Source organism: Pseudomonas sp. 10(2024) (genome assembly GCF_045164175.1).
GTDB lineage: Bacteria > Pseudomonadota > Gammaproteobacteria > Pseudomonadales > Pseudomonadaceae > Aquipseudomonas > Aquipseudomonas alloputida.
In genome coordinates this window covers 2,056,090-2,077,072 of the sequence record NZ_CP174006.1, presented here as the reverse complement: position 1 = coordinate 2,077,072, position 20,983 = coordinate 2,056,090, and the positions used below count along the sequence as shown (strand labels likewise).

Annotated in this window: 11 protein-coding genes; 8 read left to right on the top strand and 3 right to left on the bottom strand. The window is 64.8% G+C overall.

Annotated elements, in window-relative coordinates; genetic code table 11:
* Positions 1-52 precede the first annotated feature (52 nt).
* From glgA to ACI7M0_RS09265, 8 genes are all read left to right on the top strand, one after another.
* Positions 53-1,612 carry a glycogen synthase GlgA gene (glgA, locus tag ACI7M0_RS09300; protein ID WP_020192069.1) on the top strand — a complete coding sequence of 520 codons (1,560 nt, stop codon included), beginning with the start codon at positions 53-55 and terminating at the stop codon, positions 1,610-1,612.
* Positions 1,613-1,626: 14 nt separating this feature from the next.
* On the top strand, positions 1,627-3,369 hold the full coding sequence (gene treZ / locus ACI7M0_RS09295; protein ID WP_129931996.1) for a malto-oligosyltrehalose trehalohydrolase: 1,743 nt from the start codon (positions 1,627-1,629) through the stop codon (positions 3,367-3,369).
* Complete coding sequence (gene malQ, locus ACI7M0_RS09290) at positions 3,366-5,435, top strand: 4-alpha-glucanotransferase (protein WP_129931997.1); 2,070 nt, start codon at positions 3,366-3,368, stop codon at positions 5,433-5,435. The genes treZ and malQ overlap by 4 nt, the downstream gene beginning before the upstream one ends.
* The gene (locus tag ACI7M0_RS09285; RefSeq protein WP_129931998.1) at positions 5,432-8,206 is read left to right on the top strand and encodes a malto-oligosyltrehalose synthase; all 2,775 of its coding nucleotides are present in this window, start codon (positions 5,432-5,434) and stop codon (positions 8,204-8,206) included. Before malQ ends, ACI7M0_RS09285 begins: the two co-directional genes overlap by 4 nt.
* 14 nt (positions 8,207-8,220) lie before the next feature.
* The gene (locus ACI7M0_RS09280; RefSeq protein ID WP_064614872.1) at positions 8,221-8,487 is read left to right on the top strand and encodes a DUF2934 domain-containing protein; all 267 of its coding nucleotides are present in this window, start codon (positions 8,221-8,223) and stop codon (positions 8,485-8,487) included.
* Between the two features lie 135 nt (positions 8,488-8,622).
* Complete coding sequence (glgX, locus tag ACI7M0_RS09275; RefSeq protein ID WP_010954850.1) at positions 8,623-10,776, top strand: glycogen debranching protein GlgX; 2,154 nt, start codon at positions 8,623-8,625, stop codon at positions 10,774-10,776.
* A gap of 121 nt (positions 10,777-10,897) precedes the next feature.
* Positions 10,898-11,692 carry an endonuclease/exonuclease/phosphatase family protein gene (locus ACI7M0_RS09270; RefSeq protein WP_129931999.1) on the top strand — a complete coding sequence of 265 codons (795 nt, stop codon included), beginning with the start codon at positions 10,898-10,900 and terminating at the stop codon, positions 11,690-11,692.
* A 316-nt stretch (positions 11,693-12,008) separates the two neighbouring features.
* On the top strand, positions 12,009-13,085 hold the full coding sequence (locus ACI7M0_RS09265; RefSeq protein WP_129932000.1) for an autotransporter outer membrane beta-barrel domain-containing protein: 1,077 nt from the start codon (positions 12,009-12,011) through the stop codon (positions 13,083-13,085).
* A 197-nt stretch (positions 13,086-13,282) separates the two neighbouring features.
* Here ACI7M0_RS09265 and glgB read toward each other — a convergent pair whose 3' ends face one another.
* From glgB to ACI7M0_RS09250, 3 genes are all read right to left on the bottom strand, one after another.
* The gene (gene glgB / locus ACI7M0_RS09260; RefSeq protein ID WP_129932001.1) at positions 13,283-15,493 is read right to left on the bottom strand and encodes a 1,4-alpha-glucan branching protein GlgB; all 2,211 of its coding nucleotides are present in this window, start codon (positions 15,491-15,493) and stop codon (positions 13,283-13,285) included.
* A complete protein-coding gene (gene treS / locus ACI7M0_RS09255; protein WP_129932002.1) occupies positions 15,490-18,810 on the bottom strand; it encodes a maltose alpha-D-glucosyltransferase in 3,321 nt (1,106 codons plus the stop codon). The genes glgB and treS overlap by 4 nt, the downstream gene beginning before the upstream one ends.
* 154 nt (positions 18,811-18,964) lie before the next feature.
* Positions 18,965-20,983: an alpha-1,4-glucan--maltose-1-phosphate maltosyltransferase gene (locus ACI7M0_RS09250; RefSeq protein WP_129932003.1), complete on the bottom strand. Its 2,019-nt coding sequence runs from the start codon at positions 20,981-20,983 to the stop codon at positions 18,965-18,967.

The window sequence follows — 20,983 nt, the reverse complement described above, 5'->3', positions numbered from 1 at the left end:
AAACATCGCCACGGGTGCCAGCACCCGACCAAGCATAGGGACGGAGAGAAGTATGATCAGTGCCGCTGTCGAGCCTCACGTAGACGCTTTCAAACCGGATAACCGCGAGCCGCTTACCCCGGATTTCGCCACGACAGCCAAGGCACCCGGCGCCCAGCGCCAGCAAAACCCGAACATGCGCAAGATTCTGTTCGTGACCTCGGAAATCGCCGATCTGGTGAAAACCGGTGGCCTGGGTGACGTGTCCGCTGCCCTGCCCCGTGCCCTGGCGCACCTGCACGATGTGCGGGTCCTCATCCCCGGCTACCGCCAGGTGATGGAAAGCGACAACCCTATACATATCGTGGGTGAACTGGGCGGCCATGCGGCCCTGCCGCCCTGCAAGATTGGGCGCATGGACATGGCCGACGGCCTGGTCATCTATGTGTTGATCTGCCCCGAACTGTACCAGCGCGACGGCACACCCTATGGTGCCAACAATGGTCGCGACTGGCCTGACAACCACATCCGCTTCGCCCGCCTGGGCCTGGCTGCCGCCGAAATCGCTGCGGGCGAAGGCAAGATCCACTGGACGCCGGAAGTGGTGCACGCGCATGACTGGCCCGCCGGCCTGGCCCCGGCCTATATGCACTGGCGCGGCCTGAATACGCCCACACTGTTCACCATCCACAACCTGGCGTACCAAGGTGTGTACAGCCGCGGCTGCAGCCCGGAGCTGGCAATACCCGAACATGCCATGCAGCAAGAAGGCATGGAGTTCTACGGCAAGCTGTCGTTCCTCAAGGCCGGCCTGGCCTACTCCAGCCACATCACCACAGTCAGCGCCACCTATGCCCGGGAAATCACCACCCCGGAATTTGGCTGCGGCCTGGACGGTTTCCTCGCCAGCAAGGCCCAGCAAGGCCTGCTCGGTGGCATCCCCAACGGCATCGACGAAAGCTGGGACTCGGCTACCGACAAGCACCTGCAGCACAACTTCAGCATCAATGACTGGGAGGGCAAAGCACGTAACACCCAGGAGGTGCGCGAGCTGTTCGGCCTGGACGATTCCGAAGGCCCGCTGTTCGCCGTGGTGTCGCGGCTGGTCTATCAAAAGGGCCTGGACCTGACCCTGGGCGTGGCCGACTACATCGTCGAGCAAGGCGGGCAGATCGCGATCATCGGCCGCGGCGAGCCGGAAGAGGAACAGGCCATGCGCGAGCTGGCGCTGCGCCACCCGGGCCGCATCGGTGTGCGTATCGGCTTCAATGAAACCGATGCCCGGCGCATGTTCGCCGGCAGCGATTTCCTGCTGATGCCGTCGCGCTACGAGCCGTGCGGCCTCAGCCAGATGTACGCGCAACGCTTCGGCTCGCTGCCGGTAGCACGCAATACCGGTGGCCTGGCCGACACCATCGAGTGCGGCGTGACGGGCTTCCTGTTCAACGAGTCCACCGTCGAGAGCTACCGCGAGGCACTCAGCCGCGCCTTCTATGTTTACGGCAAGAAGGACCTGCTGAACGCCATGCGCTGCCTGTCGATGACCCAGCCGTTCAACTGGTGCCAGGCGGTTGAACCCTATGCCCGCCTGTACGAGGACCTGGTCAAGCAGACACAACTGAGCCATTACTGAGCGGGGGCCGGAAGATGCACAGACATGGCGCACACTTGCTGGACGCCACGTCGGCGCGCTTCGCCCTCTGGGCGCCGGATGCGCGCAGCGTGAGCGTGGAACTGGAGCGGCAGCCGGCCATCGAACTGCTGCCGGATGATGAGGGTTGGTACAGCGGCGTTGCGCCATGCCAGGCCGGTGACCGTTACCACTACCGTATCGACGGGGAGCTGCAGGTGGCCGACCCGGCCTCGCGCTACCAGCCCGACGGCGTACACGGGCCCAGCCAGGTAGTGGATGTGGCCGGTTACGCCTGGCAACACCCGTGGCAAGGCCGGCCTTGGCATGAGGCCGTGATCCAGGAAGTGCATGTCGGCCTGCTCGGGGGTTACGCCGGGGTTGCCCGGCAACTGCCGCGCCTGGCCGAACTGGGCATCAGCGCGATCGAGCTGATGCCGCTGGGGCAGTTCCCCGGCGAACGCAACTGGGGCTACGACGGCGTACTGCCATACGCCCCACAGAATACCTACGGCAGCCCCGAGCAGCTGTGCGCACTGGTCGACCAGGCCCACGGCCACGGGCTGATGGTGCTGGTCGATGTGGTGTACAACCACTTCGGCCCCGACGGCAATTACCTGCACCAGTACGCCAGCCCTTTCTTCCGTGAAGACCGGCAGACACCTTGGGGCGCGGCCATCGACTTTCGCCGCCCGCAGGTGCGCGAGTACTTTATCCAGAACGCCCTGATGTGGCTGTGCGACTACCGCTTCGACGGCCTGCGCCTGGATGCGGTGCATGCCATCGACCAGCCCGACTTCCTGATCGAGCTGGCCCAACGGGTGCGCGCCGCCGTAGAACCGGGTCGGCACGTGTGGCTGGTGCTGGAGAACGAGCACAACCAGGCGGGCCTGCTGGAACAGGGTTACGACGCCCAGTGGAACGATGACGGCCACAATGCCCTGCACGTGCTGCTGACCGGTGAAACCGAAGGTTACTATGCCGACTTCCAGCATCGCCCCATCGACCAACTGGCACGGTGCCTTGGCGAAGGTTTCGTGTTCCAGGGCCAGGCCAACCGGCATGGCAAACCACGCGGCGAACCCAGCGGGCATTTGCCGCCCAGCGCCTTCGTGTTGTTCCTGCAGAACCACGACCAGATCGGCAACCGCGCGCTGGGTGAGCGCCTGACCCGCCTATGCCCCGCGCCAGCCCTGCGTGCAGCCACCGGCCTGTTGCTGCTGGCCCCCATGATTCCGCTGCTGTTCATGGGCGACGAAGCCGGCAGTTGCCAGCCGTTCCTGTTTTTTACCGACTTCCATGACGCGCTGGCCGACGCGGTACGCGAAGGCCGTCGTGGCGAGTTCGCCCACTTCGCCGCGTTCGCCGACCCCGAGCAGCGTGAGCACATTCCCGACCCCAACGCCGAACAGACCTTCACCTCTTCACGCCCGCAGAACAAGGCGGTGATCGCCGGCTGGCACGGCCTTTACCAGCAACTGCTCGACCTGCGCCGCCGCCACATCATCCCGCACTTGCCCGGTAGCCGTGCGCTGGGCGCCGAGGTGCACGCTGACAAAGCGCTGACCGCGCGCTGGCAGCTGGGCAACGGCAACACTCTGCGCATCGACCTGAACCTGGCCGACACCCCGCAGGCGGTCGAACTGCCCGCGCCATTCACACGGCTGTTCGACAGCAGCGACACCCGCCACCCGGATACCCACCTGGCTGCCTACAGCTGTGTGGTCAGCCTGCTTCCCCCTGCCCAGGAGCACCCATGAGCGAAACCGCCCTGCACCGTCTGGCATCCAGCGTCGGGCTGAGCCGCGACTGGATCGACGCCAATGCCAGGCCCCAGCGTGTCAGCGACGACGTGCTGCGCAACATCCTCGAAGGCCTTGGCCACCCGGCCGGCGATGACGCGGCCGTTGCCGCCAGCCTGCGTGCGGTGGAAACCGCCGAAGACAGCGAACACCTGCCGCCCTTGCTGACCGCCGACGTAGGCCAGCCGCTAGCGCTCTCGCGCTACTTCAGTGCCGCCAGCGTGGCCCACTGCACCCTGGAAGACCACACCTCTGTCACCATCCGCCTCGATGACCAGGCGCGCCTGCCCGGCGAGCTGCCCATCGGCTATCACCAGGTGGAAATCGACAGCCGCCGCTTCACCGTGGCAGTGGCGCCAACACGCTGCCACAGCCTGGAAGACAAGGTGCAACAGCCGCCACCACGCTGCTGGGGCCTGGCAGTGCAGCTTTACAGCCTGCGCCGCCCCGGCGATGGTGGCTTCGGCGACTGCCTGGCGCTGGAGCAGTTAGCCCGCTCGGCCGCCGAGCGCGGCGCCGATGCCTTGGCTATCAGCCCGATTCACGCCCTGTCGGCCATCGACCAGGAACACTACAGCCCCTACTCACCTTCCAGTCGCCTGCTGCTCAACACCCTGTACACCAGCCCCGCGGCCCTGCTGGGTGAACGGGAAGTGCGCATGGCCATCGAAGCCTGCGGGCTGGAGCAACAACTCGAAGAGCTGGAGCAACGCCCTCTGGTCGACTGGCCACGCGCCGCCAGCGCCCGGTTGCGCTTGCTTGAAGCGCTTTACCAAGGCTTCAGCCACGGCGACCACCCGCTACGCACTGATTTTGACAGCTTCCGCGAAGCCGGCGGCCAGACGCTGGAGCACCACTGCCGCTTCGAGGTGCTGCAGGCCCAGGCGGTGGAGCACGGCCTCGGGGCCGACTGGCGCAACTGGCCCAAAGCCTGGCACGACCCCTACCACCCGGAAGTGGAGGCTTTAGCCAATGCCTACCCGGCCAAGGTCGAGTTCCACGCCTTCTGCCAGTGGTTGACCGAACGTGGCCTGCAACGCGCCCAGGAAGCGGCCCGCAGCAACGGCATGGCCGTGGGCCTGATCGCCGACCTGGCGGTGGGTGCCGACGGTGCCGGCAGCCAGGCCTGGAGCCGCCAGGACGAACTGCTGGCCGGCCTGAGCGTGGGTGCGCCGCCCGACATCCTCAACCACGTAGGGCAGGATTGGGGCATTTGCGCCTTCTCGCCCGAGGGCCTCAAGCGCAATGGCTATCGCGCCTTCATCGAGATGCTGCGGGCCAACCTCGCCCACGCTGGCGGCCTGCGCATCGACCATGTGATGGGCCTGCGCCGGCTATGGCTGATCCCGCAGGGGGCCAAACCCAGCGAGGGCGCCTACCTCGACTACCCGCTAGACGACCTGTTGCGCCTGCTGGCGCTGGAGTCGGTGCGTCACCAGGCGATCATCCTGGGTGAAGACCTGGGCACCGTGCCCGACAGCCTGCGCGAAAAGCTGGCCGAGAAAGCGGTGCTGGGCATGCGCGTGCTGCCGTTCGAGCAAACCCAGCCGGGCCAGTTCAAGCCGATTCTCGACTGGCCCGACAATGCCCTGGCCACAACCGGCACCCACGACCTGGCGCCACTGGCCGGCTGGCTGGCAAACCGCGACATCGACTGGAGACACCGTTTGCAACTGATCGACGCAGCGACCGAATTGCACTGGCGACACGAGCGTCAGAAAGAACGCGAAGGCCTGCGCCGCATCCTGGAGGCCAACTACGGCGAACTGAAGGACAACGACGCGCTGATCGATGCGGCCATCCGCTTCGTTGGCCATACCCGTGCGCCGCTGGTGCTGGTACCGCTGGAAGACCTGCTGGGCTGCGACGAGCAACCCAACCTGCCGGGCACCACCAATGGCCATCCCAACTGGCGGCGGCGCTTTGCCCGTCCGGTACGCGAACTGCTCGACGACGAGGATGCCGCACGGCGCCTGGAGCTGCTGGCCCAGGCCCGCGAACAGGCGTGGGAGCGTGACCGATGAAGCCACTGACCGCGACCCTGCGCTTGCAATTCCACAGCGACTTCACCCTCGACCACGCTGTGCCGCTGGTGCCGTATTTCGCCCAGCTGGGCATCAGCCACCTGTATGCCTCGCCCATCCTCAAGGCCCGCGCTGGCTCGCGCCATGGCTACGACGTGGTCGATCCTACCTGCGTCAACCCGGAGCTGGGCGGCGAGGCCGCGCTGGAGCGCCTGGTTGCCGCCCTGCGCCAGCATGGCATGGGGCTGATCCTCGACACGGTGTCCAACCACATGGCCGTAGGCGGTGCCGACAACCCTTGGTGGCAAAGCCTGCTGGCCTGGGGACGGCGCAGTCCGTATGCCGAGTTTTTCGACATCCAGTGGCACTCCAGCGACCCACTGCTGGCCGGGCAACTGCTGTTGCCGTTCCTCGGCAGCGACTACGGCGTGGCGCTCAAGAATGGCGAGATACCGCTGCAGTTCGACAAACAGCAGGGGCTGCTGCAAGTGGCCCATTACGCGCATCGTTTCCCGATCTGCCCGGTCGATTACGGCTGGATTCTCGCGCTCAGCCCGGAACCTGCACTCAAGGTGCTGGCCGAGCGCTTCACGGCATTGGGCGACTCGTCCACCCCGCTGGCCGATAGCCTGCCGCTCCAAGCCGAACTGGCACGCCTGGTGCGCGAAGGTGCCGACCTCGAATCGGCCCTGGTGGCATTCGACAGCCGCAGCGAGGCCGGTTTCAAGCGCCTGCACCTGCTGCTGGAGCGCCAGACCTACCGCCTGGCCAGCTGGCGTACTGCTGCCGACGACATCAACTGGCGGCGCTTCTTCGACATCAACGAATTGGGCGGCCTGCGCGTGGAGCGCGCCGTGGTGTTCGAAGCCACCCATGCCAAGCTGTTCGAACTGATCGAACGCGGCCTGGTGGACGGCCTGCGCATCGACCATATCGACGGCCTTGCCGACCCGCGTGGCTACTGCCGCAAACTGCGCCGGCGGGTTGATAACCTGCTGGCGCGGCGGCCGCTGAATGCAGGGCTGGAGCACTTCCCCCTGTACGTGGAAAAGATCCTGGGTGCCGACGAGCACCTGCACCGCGACTGGCTTACCGACGGCACCACCGGCTACGAGTTCATGAACCAGGTGTCGCTGCTGCAGCATGATCCGGCCGGCGAAGCGCCGCTGAGCGAACTGTGGAGCAACGTCAGCGAGCGCCCGGACTTCCCTGAAGAAGTGCGCCAGGCCCGTCACCTGGTGCTCAACGCCAGCCTGGCCGGTGACTGCGAGTCGGTGGCCCAGGCACTGTTGCAGGTCGCGCGCAACGACCTGATGACCCGTGACCTGACCCTGGGCGCGATTCGCCGGGCCTTGCAGGCGTTGGTGGCGCATTACCCGGTTTACCGAACCTACTTCAATGCCTGCGGGCGCCCGGCGCAGGACGAAACGTTCTTCCAGCAGGCCCTGACCAATGCCCGGCAAGACCTTGCCGAAGCTGACTGGCCGCTACTGGACCAACTTGAACGGTGGCTGGGCGGGCAAGCCTGGCGGCATCTGCCACCGGGGCGCGCCCGCAAGCAACTGCGCCACGCCTGCGTGCGCTTCCAGCAACTGACTGCGCCCAGCGCCGCCAAAGCCGTGGAAGACACCGCCTTCTACCGCAGCGCGCGGCTGCTGTCGCGTAACGACGTGGGTTTCGAGGCCGAGCGCTTCAGCGCACCCCCCATGCATTTCCACAACGAGGCCCAGCGGCGCCTGCGCGATTTCCCCGACAACCTGCTGACCACCGCCACCCACGACCACAAGCGCGGCGAAGACACGCGTGCACGCCTGGCCGTACTCAGCGAGCGCGGCACGTGGCTGGCCAGCCGGGTAGAGCACTGGCGTGAGCTGGCCGCCCCCCTGCGCGCGCAGTTGGACGACGGGCTGGCACCCAGCCCCGGCGACGAGTTGATGCTGCTACAAACCCTGCTCGGCAGTTGGCCCTTGGACCTCGACCTGAACGACGACAATGCCCTGCGTCAATACGCCGAGCGTGTTCGCCAGTGGCAGCAGAAGGCCCTGCGCGAGGCCAAGCTGCGCAGTAGCTGGAGCGCACCGAACGAGGCCTACGAAGGCGCCTGCGCTCATTACCTCGACGGCCTGCTGCTGGACAGCGAGAACCAGCAACTGCGCAAGTCGCTGGCCGACGCGGCGCAGCTGCTGGCCTGCCCCGGCGCTCTCAATGGCCTGGTCCAGGCCCTGTTGCGCATGACCACACCCGGTGTGCCCGACCTGTACCAGGGTAACGAATACTGGGACTTCAGCCTGGTCGACCCGGACAACCGCCGCGCCGTGGACTACGCTTCGAGGCGTCGCACGCTGGACGATGCCACACCGGCCGCCGAGCTGCTGGCGCACTGGCGCGACGGCCGTGTCAAACAGGCCTTGATCGCCCGCGTGCTGGACTGCCGCCAGGCCCATGCCGAGCTGTTCCGCCGCGGTGCCTACCTGCCACTGACCGTACAGGGCCGGCACGCTGACAAGGTCATTGCCTTTGCTCGCCTGGGGGAAGGCGAGCACGCCATCGTCGTCGCACCGCGCCTGGCCAGCAGCCTGCTCGGAGGTGCCGCTACACCGTTGATCCCGGCGCAGAACTGGGACGACACCCGGCTGGTATTGCCGTTTGCCTTGTCACCTGCCAACTCGACGGGACTTTTCGCCTGTGCGGCGGTCAGCTCTTCAAAGGAGTTGCCGTTGAGCGCCGTGCTGGCGGAATTTCCGGTCAACGTGTTGATACAACAATCTTGAGCATCAGGAGCGTCATGATGAGTGTCGATGAAAAGCGTATTCGCGAATTTGCCTACCAGATCTGGGAATCCGAAGGTAAGCCCGTAGGGGAAGAAGAACGCCACTGGGAAATGGCCCGCAAGCTGGCCGAGGCCGAAGCGCTGGCGCCAAAGGCAGCCCCGCGCAAGAAAGCAGCGGCCAAGCCAAAGGCGCCTGCCGAACCCAAGGCGGCTGCCCTGCCAGGGGTTAAACCCGCTGCGGTGAAAAAGCCCCGGGCGGTGAAAAAGCCTACTGCCGGTTAAACCTGTCCTGGCCTCTTCGCGGGTAAACCCGCTCCTACAGGCACCTGTGATGACCTGTAGGAGCGGGTTTACCCGCGAAGAGGCCATGCCGGACAGCCCAAATCCCCCTCCCATCACGGCCACTCGAGGATCGTCATGAGCCCCCGCACCCCAAAGAAAACCCGCTCGGTAGCACCATCGCGCATCCGCGAAGGCATGCCCTTCCCCCTCGGCGCCACCTGGGATGGCCTTGGGGTCAACTTCGCCCTCTTCTCGGCCAACGCCACCAAGGTCGAGCTGTGCCTGTTCGACTCCACCGGCGAGCAGGAACTCGAGCGCATAGAGCTGCCCGAATACACCGATGAGATCTACCATGGCTACCTCCCCGACGCTCACCCCGGCCTGGTCTATGGCTACCGGGTGTATGGCCCCTACGAGCCGGAAAACGGCCACCGCTTCAACCCCAACAAACTGCTGATCGACCCGTATGCCAAGCAACTGGTCGGCAGCCTGAAATGGTCCGAGGCACTGTTCGGCTACACCATCGGCCACCCCGATGGTGACCTGTCGTTCGACGAGCGCGACAGCGCGCCTTTCGTGCCCAAATGCAAGGTCATCGACCCGGCGTTCACCTGGGGCCGCGACCAGCGCGTGCAGATCCCATGGGAGCGCACGATCATCTATGAAGCGCATGCCCGCGGCATCAGCATGCGCCACCCGGCTGTGCCTGAAGAACTGCGCGGCACCTTCGCCGGCCTGGCCAACGACGAGTTGCTCAAACACATCAAGGACCTTGGCGTGTCGAGCATCGAGCTGCTGCCGATTCACGCCTTCGTCAACGACCAGCACCTGCTGGACAAGGGCCTGAACAACTACTGGGGCTACAACAGCATCGCCTTTTTCGCCCCGCACCCGCGCTACCTGGCCAGCGGCAAGATCGCCGAGTTCAAGGAGATGGTCGCGCACCTGCACGACGCCGGGCTCGAGGTGATCCTGGACGTGGTCTACAACCACACCGCCGAAGGCAACGAGCGCGGCCCGACCCTGTCGATGCGCGGCATCGACAACGCCTCGTACTACCGCCTGATGCCGGACGACAAGCGCTACTACATCAACGACTCCGGCACCGGCAACACCCTGGACCTGAGCCACCCCTGCGTGCTGCAGTTGGTCACCGACTCGCTTCGCTACTGGGCCGGCGAAATGCACGTGGACGGCTTTCGCTTCGACCTGGCGACCATCCTTGGCCGTTACCACGATGGCTACAGCGAGCGTCATGGCTTCCTGGTCGCCTGCCGCCAGGACCCGATGCTGAGCCAGGTCAAGCTGATTGCCGAACCGTGGGATTGCGGCCCCGGCGGCTACCAGGTGGGCAACTTCGCCCCGGGCTGGGCGGAATGGAACGACCGCTTCCGCGATACCGCACGCGCCTTCTGGAAAGGCGACGAAGGCCAGCTGGCCGATTTTGCCGCGCGCTTGACCGCCTCGGGCGACATGTTCAACAACCGCGGGCGCAGGCCCTATTCCTCGGTCAACTTCATCACCGCCCACGACGGTTTCACCCTGCGCGACCTGGTGTCCTACAACCACAAGCACAACGAAGACAACGACGAAAACAACCAGGACGGCACCGACAACAACCTGTCGTGGAACTGCGGCGTCGAAGGGCCGACCGACGACCCGGCGATCAATGCCCTGCGCATGCGCCAGATGCGCAACTACTTCGCCACCTTGCTGCTGGCCCAGGGCACGCCAATGATCGTTGCCGGCGACGAGTTCAGCCGCACCCAGCACGGCAACAACAACGCTTACTGCCAGGACAGCGAGATCGGTTGGGTGAACTGGGACCTGGACGAGGAAGGCCAAGAGCTGCTGGCCTTCGTCAAGCGCCTGACGCGCCTGCGCCTGGCCTACCCGGTGCTGCGCCGCTCGCGCTTTCTGGTGGGTGACTACAATGAGGCAATTGGGGTCAAGGACGTGACCTGGCTGGCACCCGATGGCAGCGAGATGAGCGTTGAGCAATGGGAAGACCCACACGGGCGTTGCCTGGGCATGCTGATAGATGGCCGCGCGCAGGTCAGCGGTATCGCCCGGCCAGGTGCCGAGGCCACCGTGTTGCTGATCGTCAATGCCCACCATGACATCGTGCCATTCAAGCTACCGGCCGTGCCCGAAGGCGATTACTGGAGCTGCCTGGTCGACACCGACCGGCCGGAGTTGCGCAAGGGGCAGCACCTGCAGTTCGACAGTACCTTCGAGGTGAAGGGTCGGTCGATGCTGCTGATGGTGTTGCAGTACGACGAGGAGTGAACGGTGATAGCCCAGGCAGGTCCTACGTTGTGATCGCCACGCCAAACCCGGTGGGAGCGGTGTACCAGCCCCCACAGGGTTTGGCGGCGACAGTGAGGCAGGGTTAACTTCAGGAGGAATCGTGAGCCTCGAAGCCGGCAGTAATGGTTTCGCCAGCGTCAGCCAGGCCCCGGCCGTGAAACGCCTGCGGGTACTGACGGTGAATACCCACAAGGGCTTCACCGCCTTCAACCGGCGCTTTATCTTGCCGGAGCTGCGCGAGGCCGTGCGCAGCACACAGGCCGACATTGTCTTCCTTCAGGAAGTGCTCGGCAGCCACGACCGCCACGCCGCGCGCTACCCCGGCTGGCCACAGACCTCGCAGTACGAATTCCTCGCCGACAGCATGTGGAGCGACTTTGCCTATGGCCGCAACGCGGTCTACCCTGACGGCCACCACGGCAATGCGTTGCTGTCCAAATACCCGATCATCGAGCACCGCAACCTGGACGTGTCGATCACCGGCCCCGAACGCCGCGGCCTGTTGCACTGTGTGCTGGAGGTGCCGGGTCAAGGCCAGGTGCATGCGGTCTGCGTGCACCTGTCGTTGCTGGAAAGCCACCGGCAAAAGCAGCTCCAGTTGCTGCGTAAGCTGCTGGACGCCCTGCCGGCCAACGCCCCGGTGATCATCGCCGGCGACTTGAACGACTGGAAAAGCCACGGCAACCGCACCCTTGGCCTGCAACGCGACCTGCACGAAGCCTTCGAACGCCACCACGGCCACCTCGCGCGCACCTACCCGGCCCGCCTGCCACTGCTGCGACTGGACCGCATTTACCTGCGTAACGCCGAAAGCCATGGGCCGCGGATTCTGGGGCACAAACCTTGGTCGCACCTGTCAGACCACCTGCCGCTGGCCGTTGAAGTGCGACTTTAGCAATCATTCTTCATAGCCACGGCACGGCAAATAGCGATCCCCGCTATACCCTGCTGTTTTTACCGATAAAACAACAGGTTGGGCGTTACGACGCACCCTGAGCACTTCCTTCACGCTTTCTTGACGCAAGCCGCGACCTCTCCTTAGCTGAACAGTACCAAGCTGTAAAAAACTTGCGCCGGGCCTCTAGCTCGCGCCTTCGTGCGCGTTTGCGATAACTGGCGTGCTGGTTTGGGTCGCCCACTGTTTTTGCCGTACAGCTCGTGACAACAGGCCAGGTTCTCGGGCTGCACCACAAAAACAAAGGAGATCCGCCATGAAAAGCACCTCGAACCCCTTGCGCTTCGACAGCATTTTCTACGCGGTTTCCACGTCGCTGCTTCTGGCAACCCCAGTGGAAACGATCGCGTACGAACTGCAGGGTGACCCCACTTCCCCCGGCTATCTGCAGCAACCCGTGGCGGCGCAACTGTCGCTCGACCCGCTCAGTGCCAGTGGGTTGAGTCTCGGCACCCTCAATGCGTTTTCGCAGCAGATGAGCGAACGCCACCAGCAGCCGGCACCCGACCTGATTGCCAGTCAGTGGGCGCAGTTCTTCCCCACCAGTGCGCGCGGCCGCGCGCTGCCCCCGGCACAGCTGGAGGCGCCCAGCCAGCAACTGATGATCGGCCCGGACCTGTTCGTGCGTGAAACTGCAGCGGGCGATGTGCACCGCGCAGGGATTTTCGTGGGGCACAACAACCTGCAAAGCAGCTTCAGAGGCGCGCGCCCTCTGCTGGGCGACAAGCAGCGCAAAGCGGTGAACTTGAGCGGGGAAAGCCTGGGGGTGTACTGGAGCATGACCCATGAACAGGGTTGGCACCTGGATGCCGTGGCCATGGGCTCGCGGATCGACGTGATGGGCCGTGGCGAAAACGGCCAGCGCCTGGACGACAGTGGCCACGCAATGACCTTCTCGGTAGAGGGCGGTTACCCGATCCGCCTGGGGGGCAACTGGGTCATCGAGCCCCAGGCACAGTTGATCAACCAGCAGTTCTTCCCTGGCAGCCAAGTGCAGGAAGAGACCTTGCAAGCCTTCGACAGCCAGCCGAGCTGGAGCGGCCGGGTCGGTGCCAAGTTGTCCGGGCGCTACGAAGTGCGCGGCATGCCCATCGAACCCTATGTGCGGACCAACGTGTGGTATGACTTCAGCAATGCCGATGAACTGAAACTGGACGAGGTCGACAAGATCTCCAGTTCGCGCTACTCCACCACGGTGGAGTTAGGCTTGGGGCTGGTGGCGCGGGTGACGCCTTCGGTGGCGTTGTTCGTCAGCGCCGATTACAGCAGTGATGTGGATGACAATGACCTGAACGGGTTGATTGGCAGCCTTGGGGTGCGGATGCGGTGGTAGGCAGGGCCGGCCTCTTCGCGGGTAAACCCGCTCCTACACGGGCCACCGCCGGGTGCGGTAGCTGCGTAGGAGCGGGTTTACCCGCGAAAGGGCCGGGCCTGCCGGCCAATTTCCAAAGGCCATTCACGGTTGCCGCCGCTACCGGATTCGCGGGTAAACCCGCTCCTACAGGCGAAAAGGCCAGTGCGGCCAACCGATCAGGCGGGCTTCATGATCAACACCCCCAGCGGCGGCAGGTTCAGGGCCAGCGATAATGGCTGCCCGTGGCTGGCCACTTCGTCACTGGCCACCGCCCCGAGATTGCCGACATTCGACCCGGCATACAGCTCGGCATCACTGTTCAGCAGCTCCTGCCAACGCTCGCCGAACGGCACGCCAATGCGGTAGCCCTCTCGGGGTACCGGGGTGAAGTTGGCCACCACCAGCACCGGCTCGCCGCTGCTGCTCCAGCGCAGCCAGGCGTACACGCTGTTCTGCGCGTCGTCACCGATCAACCACTGGAAACCCTGCGGCTGGCAATCCTGCTCGTGCAACGCCGGCTCTTCGCGGTACAAGCGGTTGAGGTCGCCCACCAGGCGCTGCACACCCTGGTGCTCGGGATACTGCAGCAGGTACCAGTCCAGCTCGCTGTCGTGGTTCCACTCACGCCACTGGCCGAACTCGCAGCCCATGAACAGCAGCTTCTTGCCCGGGTGTGCCCACATGAAGGTGAGGTAGGCACGCAGGTTGGCGAACTTCTGCCAGCGGTCGCCGGGCATCTTGTCGATCAGCGAATGCTTGCCGTGCACCACCTCATCATGGGAAATGGGCAGGATGAAGTGCTCGGAATAGGCATAGATCAGCCCGAAGCTCATCTCGTTGTGGTGGTAGGTGCGGTGCACCGGGTCGTTCTGGATGTAGTGCAGGGTGTCGTGCATCCAGCCCATGTTCCACTTGTAGGCAAAACCCAGGCCGCCCTGTTGGGTAGGTTGGCTGACCCCGGGCCAGGCGGTGGACTCCTCGGCGATGATCAGCGCACCCGGGGCCTCGTGGGCAGCCACGCCGTTGAGGTGGCGGATGAAGTCGATGGCTTCCAGGTTCTCGCGCCCGCCGTGGCGGTTGGGTACCCATTCGCCGGCCTTGCGCGAGTAGTCGCGGTACAGCATCGAGGCCACCGCATCGACGCGCAGGCCGTCGATGTGGAAATGCTTCAACCAGTGCAGCGCCGAGGCCATCATGAAGCCGCGTACCTCGTTGCGGCCGAGGTTGTAGATCAGCGTGTTCCAGTCCTGGTGGTAGCCTTCCAGTGGGTTGTCGTATTCGTACAGGGCCGTGCCGTCGAAGCGCGCCAGGCCATGTTCGTCAGTGGGGAAATGCGCCGGCACCCAGTCCAGCAGCACACCGATGCCCCCTTGGTGGCAGGCGTCGATGAACGCGGCGAAATCTTCGGCACTGCCGTAGCGCGAGGTGGGCGCGAACATCGACAGTGGTTGATAGCCCCAGGAGCCGCCGAACGGGTGCTCCATGATCGGCAGCAGTTCGATGTGGGTAAAGCCCAGTTCCTGCACATAGGGCACCAGCCGCTCGGCCAGTTCGCGCCAATTGTAGAAACGCCCGATTTCCCCCGCTTCGTCCAGCTCGCAGCGCCATGACCCTGGGTGCAGCTCGTAGATCGACAACGGCGCGTTGTAGGCATGGCGCTGGGCGCGTTGCGCCATCCAGTCATGGTCCTGCCAGGCGTGGCTGAGTTCACCGGCTACCTTGGATGCCGTGCTCGGCGGCAGCTCGGTGGCACGGGCCAGCGGGTCGGCCTTCAGCGGTAGTATGCCTTCCTTGCCGAGTACTTCGAACTTGTAGGTTTCGCCCACGCCCAGACGCGGAATGAACAGCTCCCACACCCCCGCGCCGTGGCGCAGGCGCATGGGGTGGCGGCGACCATCCCAGTTGTTGAAATCACCCACCACCGACACCCGCCGGGCATTCGGCGCCCAGACCGAGAAACACACGCCGTCGATGCCATCGACCTGAGTCGGCTGGGCACCGAAGCGCCCGGACAAATCGCGGTGATTGCCTTCCGCAAACAAGTGAAGGTCCATGTCTCCCAATTGCGGGCCGAAGCTGTAGGGGTCTTCGGTAACCTGCTCGCCGCCGGCCCAGACGATGTGAAGCTGATAGGGCTGTGCCTTATCGAGGTGCGCGCTGAACAAACCGGGCAGGCTGCCCTGCTCCATTTCGGCGAGGACTCGCCCGTCCTCCCGGGCCTGAATGTGCACTTTCAGGGCATTGGGCAGAAAGACGCGGACCACCTGCCCGCCTGCGCCGTCGCCGTGGGGGCCGAGTACCGCAAAAGGATCGGCGTGTTCGGCGCGGGCCAGGGCGTCGAGGTCCCGTTGCCGAAGGCCACCGTTTTCACGCGTTGTAACGTTCATTCTGACTCTCCCCAGGTACTGATCAGTCCATGCAGACCATGCAAAGGCACGGCCAGCCAGCTCGGACGGTTTTCGGCTTCGTATGTAATCTCGTAGGCGGCTTTTTCCAGGCAGAACAGCTCCAGTGCCGCTCGCTCGCCCTCGGCGTGCTGCCAGGCGTGGGGCATGGCGGCAGTGGCCAGGCCATAGGCTTCGACAAAGGCATGCCGGGACTGGTGCAAGTACTGCCGGGCAACCCGCTGCCGGGCTTGCCGCGCCGGCTCGGAAAGGTCCACCGCAGACGCGCTGCGCAAGATCATCGCAGCAGCATAGTCGAAGGATCGCAGCACGCCGCTGACATCCTTGTAGGGGCTGTGTTTTGCCCGGCGCTCTTCAAGGGGCCGGGCGGGTTCGCCTTCAAAATCGATGAGGTACGCATCCCCCTGCACCACCAGCACCTGGCCCAGGTGCAGGTCGCCGTGCACACGCATCAGCAGGCCACCCTGAGCCTGCTCGGCGAGGTTGCCGATGTGCTGGGCCAGGCCGTCACGCTGTTGCTGCAGATCGTCGACCAAGGCCTGGCTGTCGCCGTCCAGCGTGTCGCGATGCTGGGCCAGCAGGTCGAGGGCGTGGGTCAGTTCGGTGCTGATCTGTGCACGCCAGCGCTCGCTGTCCTGCGCATCGCTGGGGCGCGGCTGGAAGGCCGGGTCTTCGGTGGGTGCGGCCAGCAGCAGGTGCATCTCGCCCAGGCGCTGGCCAAGCAAGGCCGCAAAGCCGCTGAGTTCGGCCAATGCGTCAGTGTGCGTTTCGGCGTCGTTGCGGGTGGGCTCCATCTGGTCGCGGATGGCCCTTTCCAGCGTGTTCTGGGTCCAGCCCCAGGCATCGCCCTGGTTACTCAGGTAACCTTGGGCAATCATCAGCAGGTGCGGCGCATGTTGTTCGTCCACCCGGCTGACCCAGGCCAGCAGCGGCGAGATATTGGCAAAGCCGGCGGCGGTCAGGTAGGCACTCATTTCCAGCTCTGGATGGATGCCCGGGTTGACCCGGCGGATCAGCTTGAGCACCACGCGGTCGCCAATGACCACCGAACTGTTGGACTGCTCGGCGCTGAGGTAGCGCACTTCGCTCTCCTCGTCGAGCGCCAGGCTGGCCAGCTGCTCTGTGCATTCGAAGCGCAATTCACCCTCAGCGTCGCCACACGGCAGACGCAGGCCATCCTGGCAGGCTTGCATCACGGCGTGAATGAACGGTTCGAGGACGAAGGCGTCTGTGATCAAGCCAACCTGGTGGGCACGGCGCACCCGCGACAACGCCAGCTGCTGCGGCAGCGCGGTATGGATCTGTTCCTCACGCAGCAGGCCGAACGGCAGCTGGTAGCGGGTGGCCGTGCCGTCGCTGTGTACCTCGATTTCGCTGAGCAACACCGGCGTGGTGGCGGTGCCGAAACGCACGCCGTAGCACAGGCGCACGGCATCGATCGGCCCTTCCTTGCCGGCGAACCAGCGGCGCTTGGGCAGGTACTGCGGCAGGATGGTGCTTTGCAGCGTATCGCTTGCGGGGGCTTGCAGCAGTTCTTCCATGCGCTTGCGCAGTACCAATGTGGTCAATTCGGGTAACCCCTCGGTGGGCTGGATGTGCCAGCTGGGCATACGATCGCGGCTGGCCAGCAGGAACCAGTAGAACGCATAAGGTGGCAAGGTCAGCAGAAACGGCAGTTGGCCGATTGGCGGGAACGCGCTGCCGCCAAGCATCTCCACCGGTACTTTGTCGGCGTATTGTGACAATTCGAGTTCGGCAGCCTGGGCGGCGCGGGACACGTTGGCCACGCAGAGGATGACCTCGGTATTGCCGTCGGCGTCGGTGTACTCGCGGATATAGGCAAGGATGCGCCGGTTGCTGGGCGTGAGGGTGCGCAGGCTGCCGCGACCAAAGGCCTTCTGCTGCTTGCGCACCGCCAGCATGCGCCGGGTCCAGTTCAGCAGCGAATGCGGGTCGTGGCTTTGCGCCTCGACGTTGACGGTCTGGTAACCGTAGAGCGGGTCCATGATCGGCGGCAGCACCAGGCGCTGCGGGTCAGCGCGGGAAAAACCGCCGTTGCGGTCTGGCGACCACTGCATGGGTGTGCGAACGCCATCGCGGTCACCCAGATAGATATTGTCGCCCATACCCAGTTCGTCGCCGTAATACAGGGTTGGCGTGCCGGGCATCGACAACAGCAGGCTGGTCAGCAGCTCTATGCGCCGACGGTCACGCTGCAGCAGGGGCGCCAGGCGCCGGCGAATGCCCAGGTTGATGCGCGCGCGGCGGTCTTCGGCGTAATAGTTCCACAGGTAGTCGCGCTCGCGGTCGGTGACCATTTCCAGGGTCAGTTCATCATGGTTGCGCAAAAAGATCGCCCACTGGCAGTTGGCCGGGATTTCCGGGGTCTGGCGCAGGATGTCGGTGATCGGGAAGCGGTCTTCCATGGCCAAGGCCATGTACATGCGCGGCATCAACGGAAAGTGGAAGGCCATATGGCATTCGTCGCCGTCGCCTTCGCCGAAGTACGGGCGCGTGTCTTCCGGCCACTGGTTGGCTTCGGCCAGCAGCATGCGATCGGGGTAGTTGGCGTCGATCTCGGCGCGGATCGCCTTGAGCACGTCGTGGGTTTCGGCGAGGTTTTCGTTGTTGGTGCCGTCGCGCTCGATCAGGTAAGGGATCGCGTCCAGGCGCAGGCCATCTACACCCAGGTCGAGCCAGAAGCGCATGACGCCGATCACCGCCTTGAGCACCTGCGGGTTGTCGAAATTGAGGTCCGGCTGGTGGGAATAGAACCGGTGCCAGAAGTACTGGCCGGCGACCGGGTCCCAGGTCCAGTTGGACTTTTCGGTGTCGAGGAAGATGATGCGCGTGCCGTCGTACTTCTGGTCGTCGTCCGACCACACGTAGAAATCGCGCGCCTTGCTGCCGCGCTTGGCGTGGCGGGCGCGCTGGAACCACGGGTGCTGGTCGCTGGTGTGGTTGATGACCAGCTCGGTGATCACCCGCAGGCCGCGCTTGTGGGCCTCGGCGATGAAACGGCGGGCGTCGGCCATGCTGCCGTAGTCGGGGTGCACGGCCTTGTATTCGGCGATGTCGTAACCGTCGTCACGGCGTGGCGAGGGATAGAACGGCAGCAGCCACAGGGTGTTGACGCCCAGCTCGGCGATATAGTCGAGCTTGCTGATCAGCCCGGCGAAGTCGCCGATGCCGTCATTGTTCGAGTCGAAGAACGACTTGATGTGCAGCTGGTAGATGACGGCGTCCTTGTACCACAGCGGGTCGTCGATGAAGGCTGCCGGGCGGGAACGCTTGGCCATGTGCGACTCCTTTCAATTGCATGTTTGCCCCTTCTTGCACCATCGCTGTGGGAGCGGGCGGGCCCGCGAATCAGCCACCGCGGTGCTTGGCACCGGCTCTGCCGGTGTTCGCGGGCAGGCCCGCTCCCACAGGGGAAAAGGCTACAGACCGGTTTTACCCGGCTTTCTCGATGCGCCAGATGCCGAACGGCAGGTGCCAGGGCTCTATGCGCATCCATTGGGTCTTGCCGTACCACGACCAGCGGTGGCCGTTCATCAGGTCTTCACCCTGGGTTTCGGCGTTGTCGTCCAGCCCCAACTCCCACAGCGGCAACTCGAAGTGCGCCTCCTGGGCGTTGTGTGGGTCGAGGCTGACGGCCACCAGGATGTAGTTGTCCCGCTCGGGCGTACGCTTGGCGAAGTACAGGATGTTGTCGTTCCAGCAATTGAAGAAGGCCACGCCCAGGTGGGTTTGCAAGGCGCGGTTCTGCCGGCGGATGCGGTTGAGCTGGGCGATCTCGGCGATGATGTTGCCGGGCTGGGTGAAATCGCGTGGGCGGATTTCGTACTTCTCCGAATCCAGGTACTCCTCCTTGCCCGGCAACGGCGTGCCCTCGCACAGCTCGAAGCCCGAGTACATGCCCCACAAGCCTGAGCCCATGGTCGCCAGCGCCGCACGGATAAGAAAACCTGCGCGGCCTGAGGTGTGCAGGAAAAACGGGTTGATGTCCGGCGTGTTGACGAAGAAGTTGGGCCGGTAGCACTGGCTCCACGGCGGCTGATTGAGCTGCTCGAAATATTCGCGCAGCTCCTGCTTGTGGTTGCGCCAGGTGAAATAGGTATAGCTCTGTGCGTAGCCGACCTTGCCCAGGCGCGCCATCATTGCCGGCTTGGTAAAGGCTTCGGCGAGGAAGATGACGTCGGGGTGCTGGCTGCGCACATTGCCGATCAGCCATTGCCAGAACGGCAGCGGCTTGGTGTGCGGGTTGTCGACGCGGAAAGTCTTCACGCCCTCCTCGACCCAGCCGACCACCACATCGCGCAGGGCGAGCCACAGCGAGGGCACGGCCTCTGGGGCGTAGAAATCGACGTTGACGATGTCCTGGTACTTTTTCGGCGGGTTTTCGGCGTAGCGGATGGTGCCGTCCGGGCGCCAGCTGAACCAGCCCGGGTGCTCCTTGAGCCAGGGGTGGTCCTGAGAGCACTGGATGGCGAAATCGAGGGCGATTTCCAGGCCGTGTTCCGCCGCCGCAGCCACCAGTCGACGGAAGTCATCGCGGCTGCCCAGTTGCGGGTGAATCGCCTCGTGGCCGCCCTCCGGGCTGCCGATGGCATAAGGGCTGCCCGGGTCGCCCGGGTCGGCCTTGAGGGCGTTGTTGCGGCCCTTGCGATGCTGCATGCCGATGGGGTGGATGGGCGGGAAGTACAGGACGTCGAAGCCCATGTCGCGGATCATCGGCAGCCGTTCGTGCACGTCGTTGAAGGTGCCGTGACGCTGCGGGTCGTCGGTCATCGAGCGCGGGAACAGCTCGTACCAGCTGGCGAACAATGCGGCCGGGCGGTCGACATCAAGGGGGAAATCAGGGCTGCGGGTCAGGTAGCTGCGGTGTTCGGCTTCACCCATCAGGCGGGCGGTGGTCGGGTCGAGAAACACGGCCACCTGATCATCGGTACTGAGCGTGGCCAGGCGGCTCTGCACGGCCTCGAGCGCCTCGCGCAGGGCGCCGCTGCACAGCTCGATGCCTTTGCCCAGCATCAAGCGGCCTTCTTCCAGTTCCAGTTTTACCTCGACGCCGGCGTGGTACTTCTTCTCCAGATCGTGGCAATAGGTGGCAAACGGGTCGATCCAGGCCTCGATACTGAACCGGTGCGGGCCCAGCTCGGTGGGGGTGAATTCGGCCTGCCACAGGTCGTTGCCCGCCGACTGCATCGGCACGCAATGCCAGCGCCGGCTGTGGGCCTGGCGCCAGTTGAGCATCACCGCCAGGCGGTCGTGGCCGTCGCTGTAGGCCTTGGTGCTGACGGCCACAGGCTGGCCGCTGACGGCCTTGGCGGCGAAGCTGCCGGCGTCGAGCACGGGTTGGGTGTCTTCGATCACGATGCGTGGCGCCAACAGCGCCTGGGCCAGGCTAATGGCCTGGTCCGGGTGATCGTTCGCCATGGGCACGCTTTCAAAGGGCTCGTTTCGTGACAT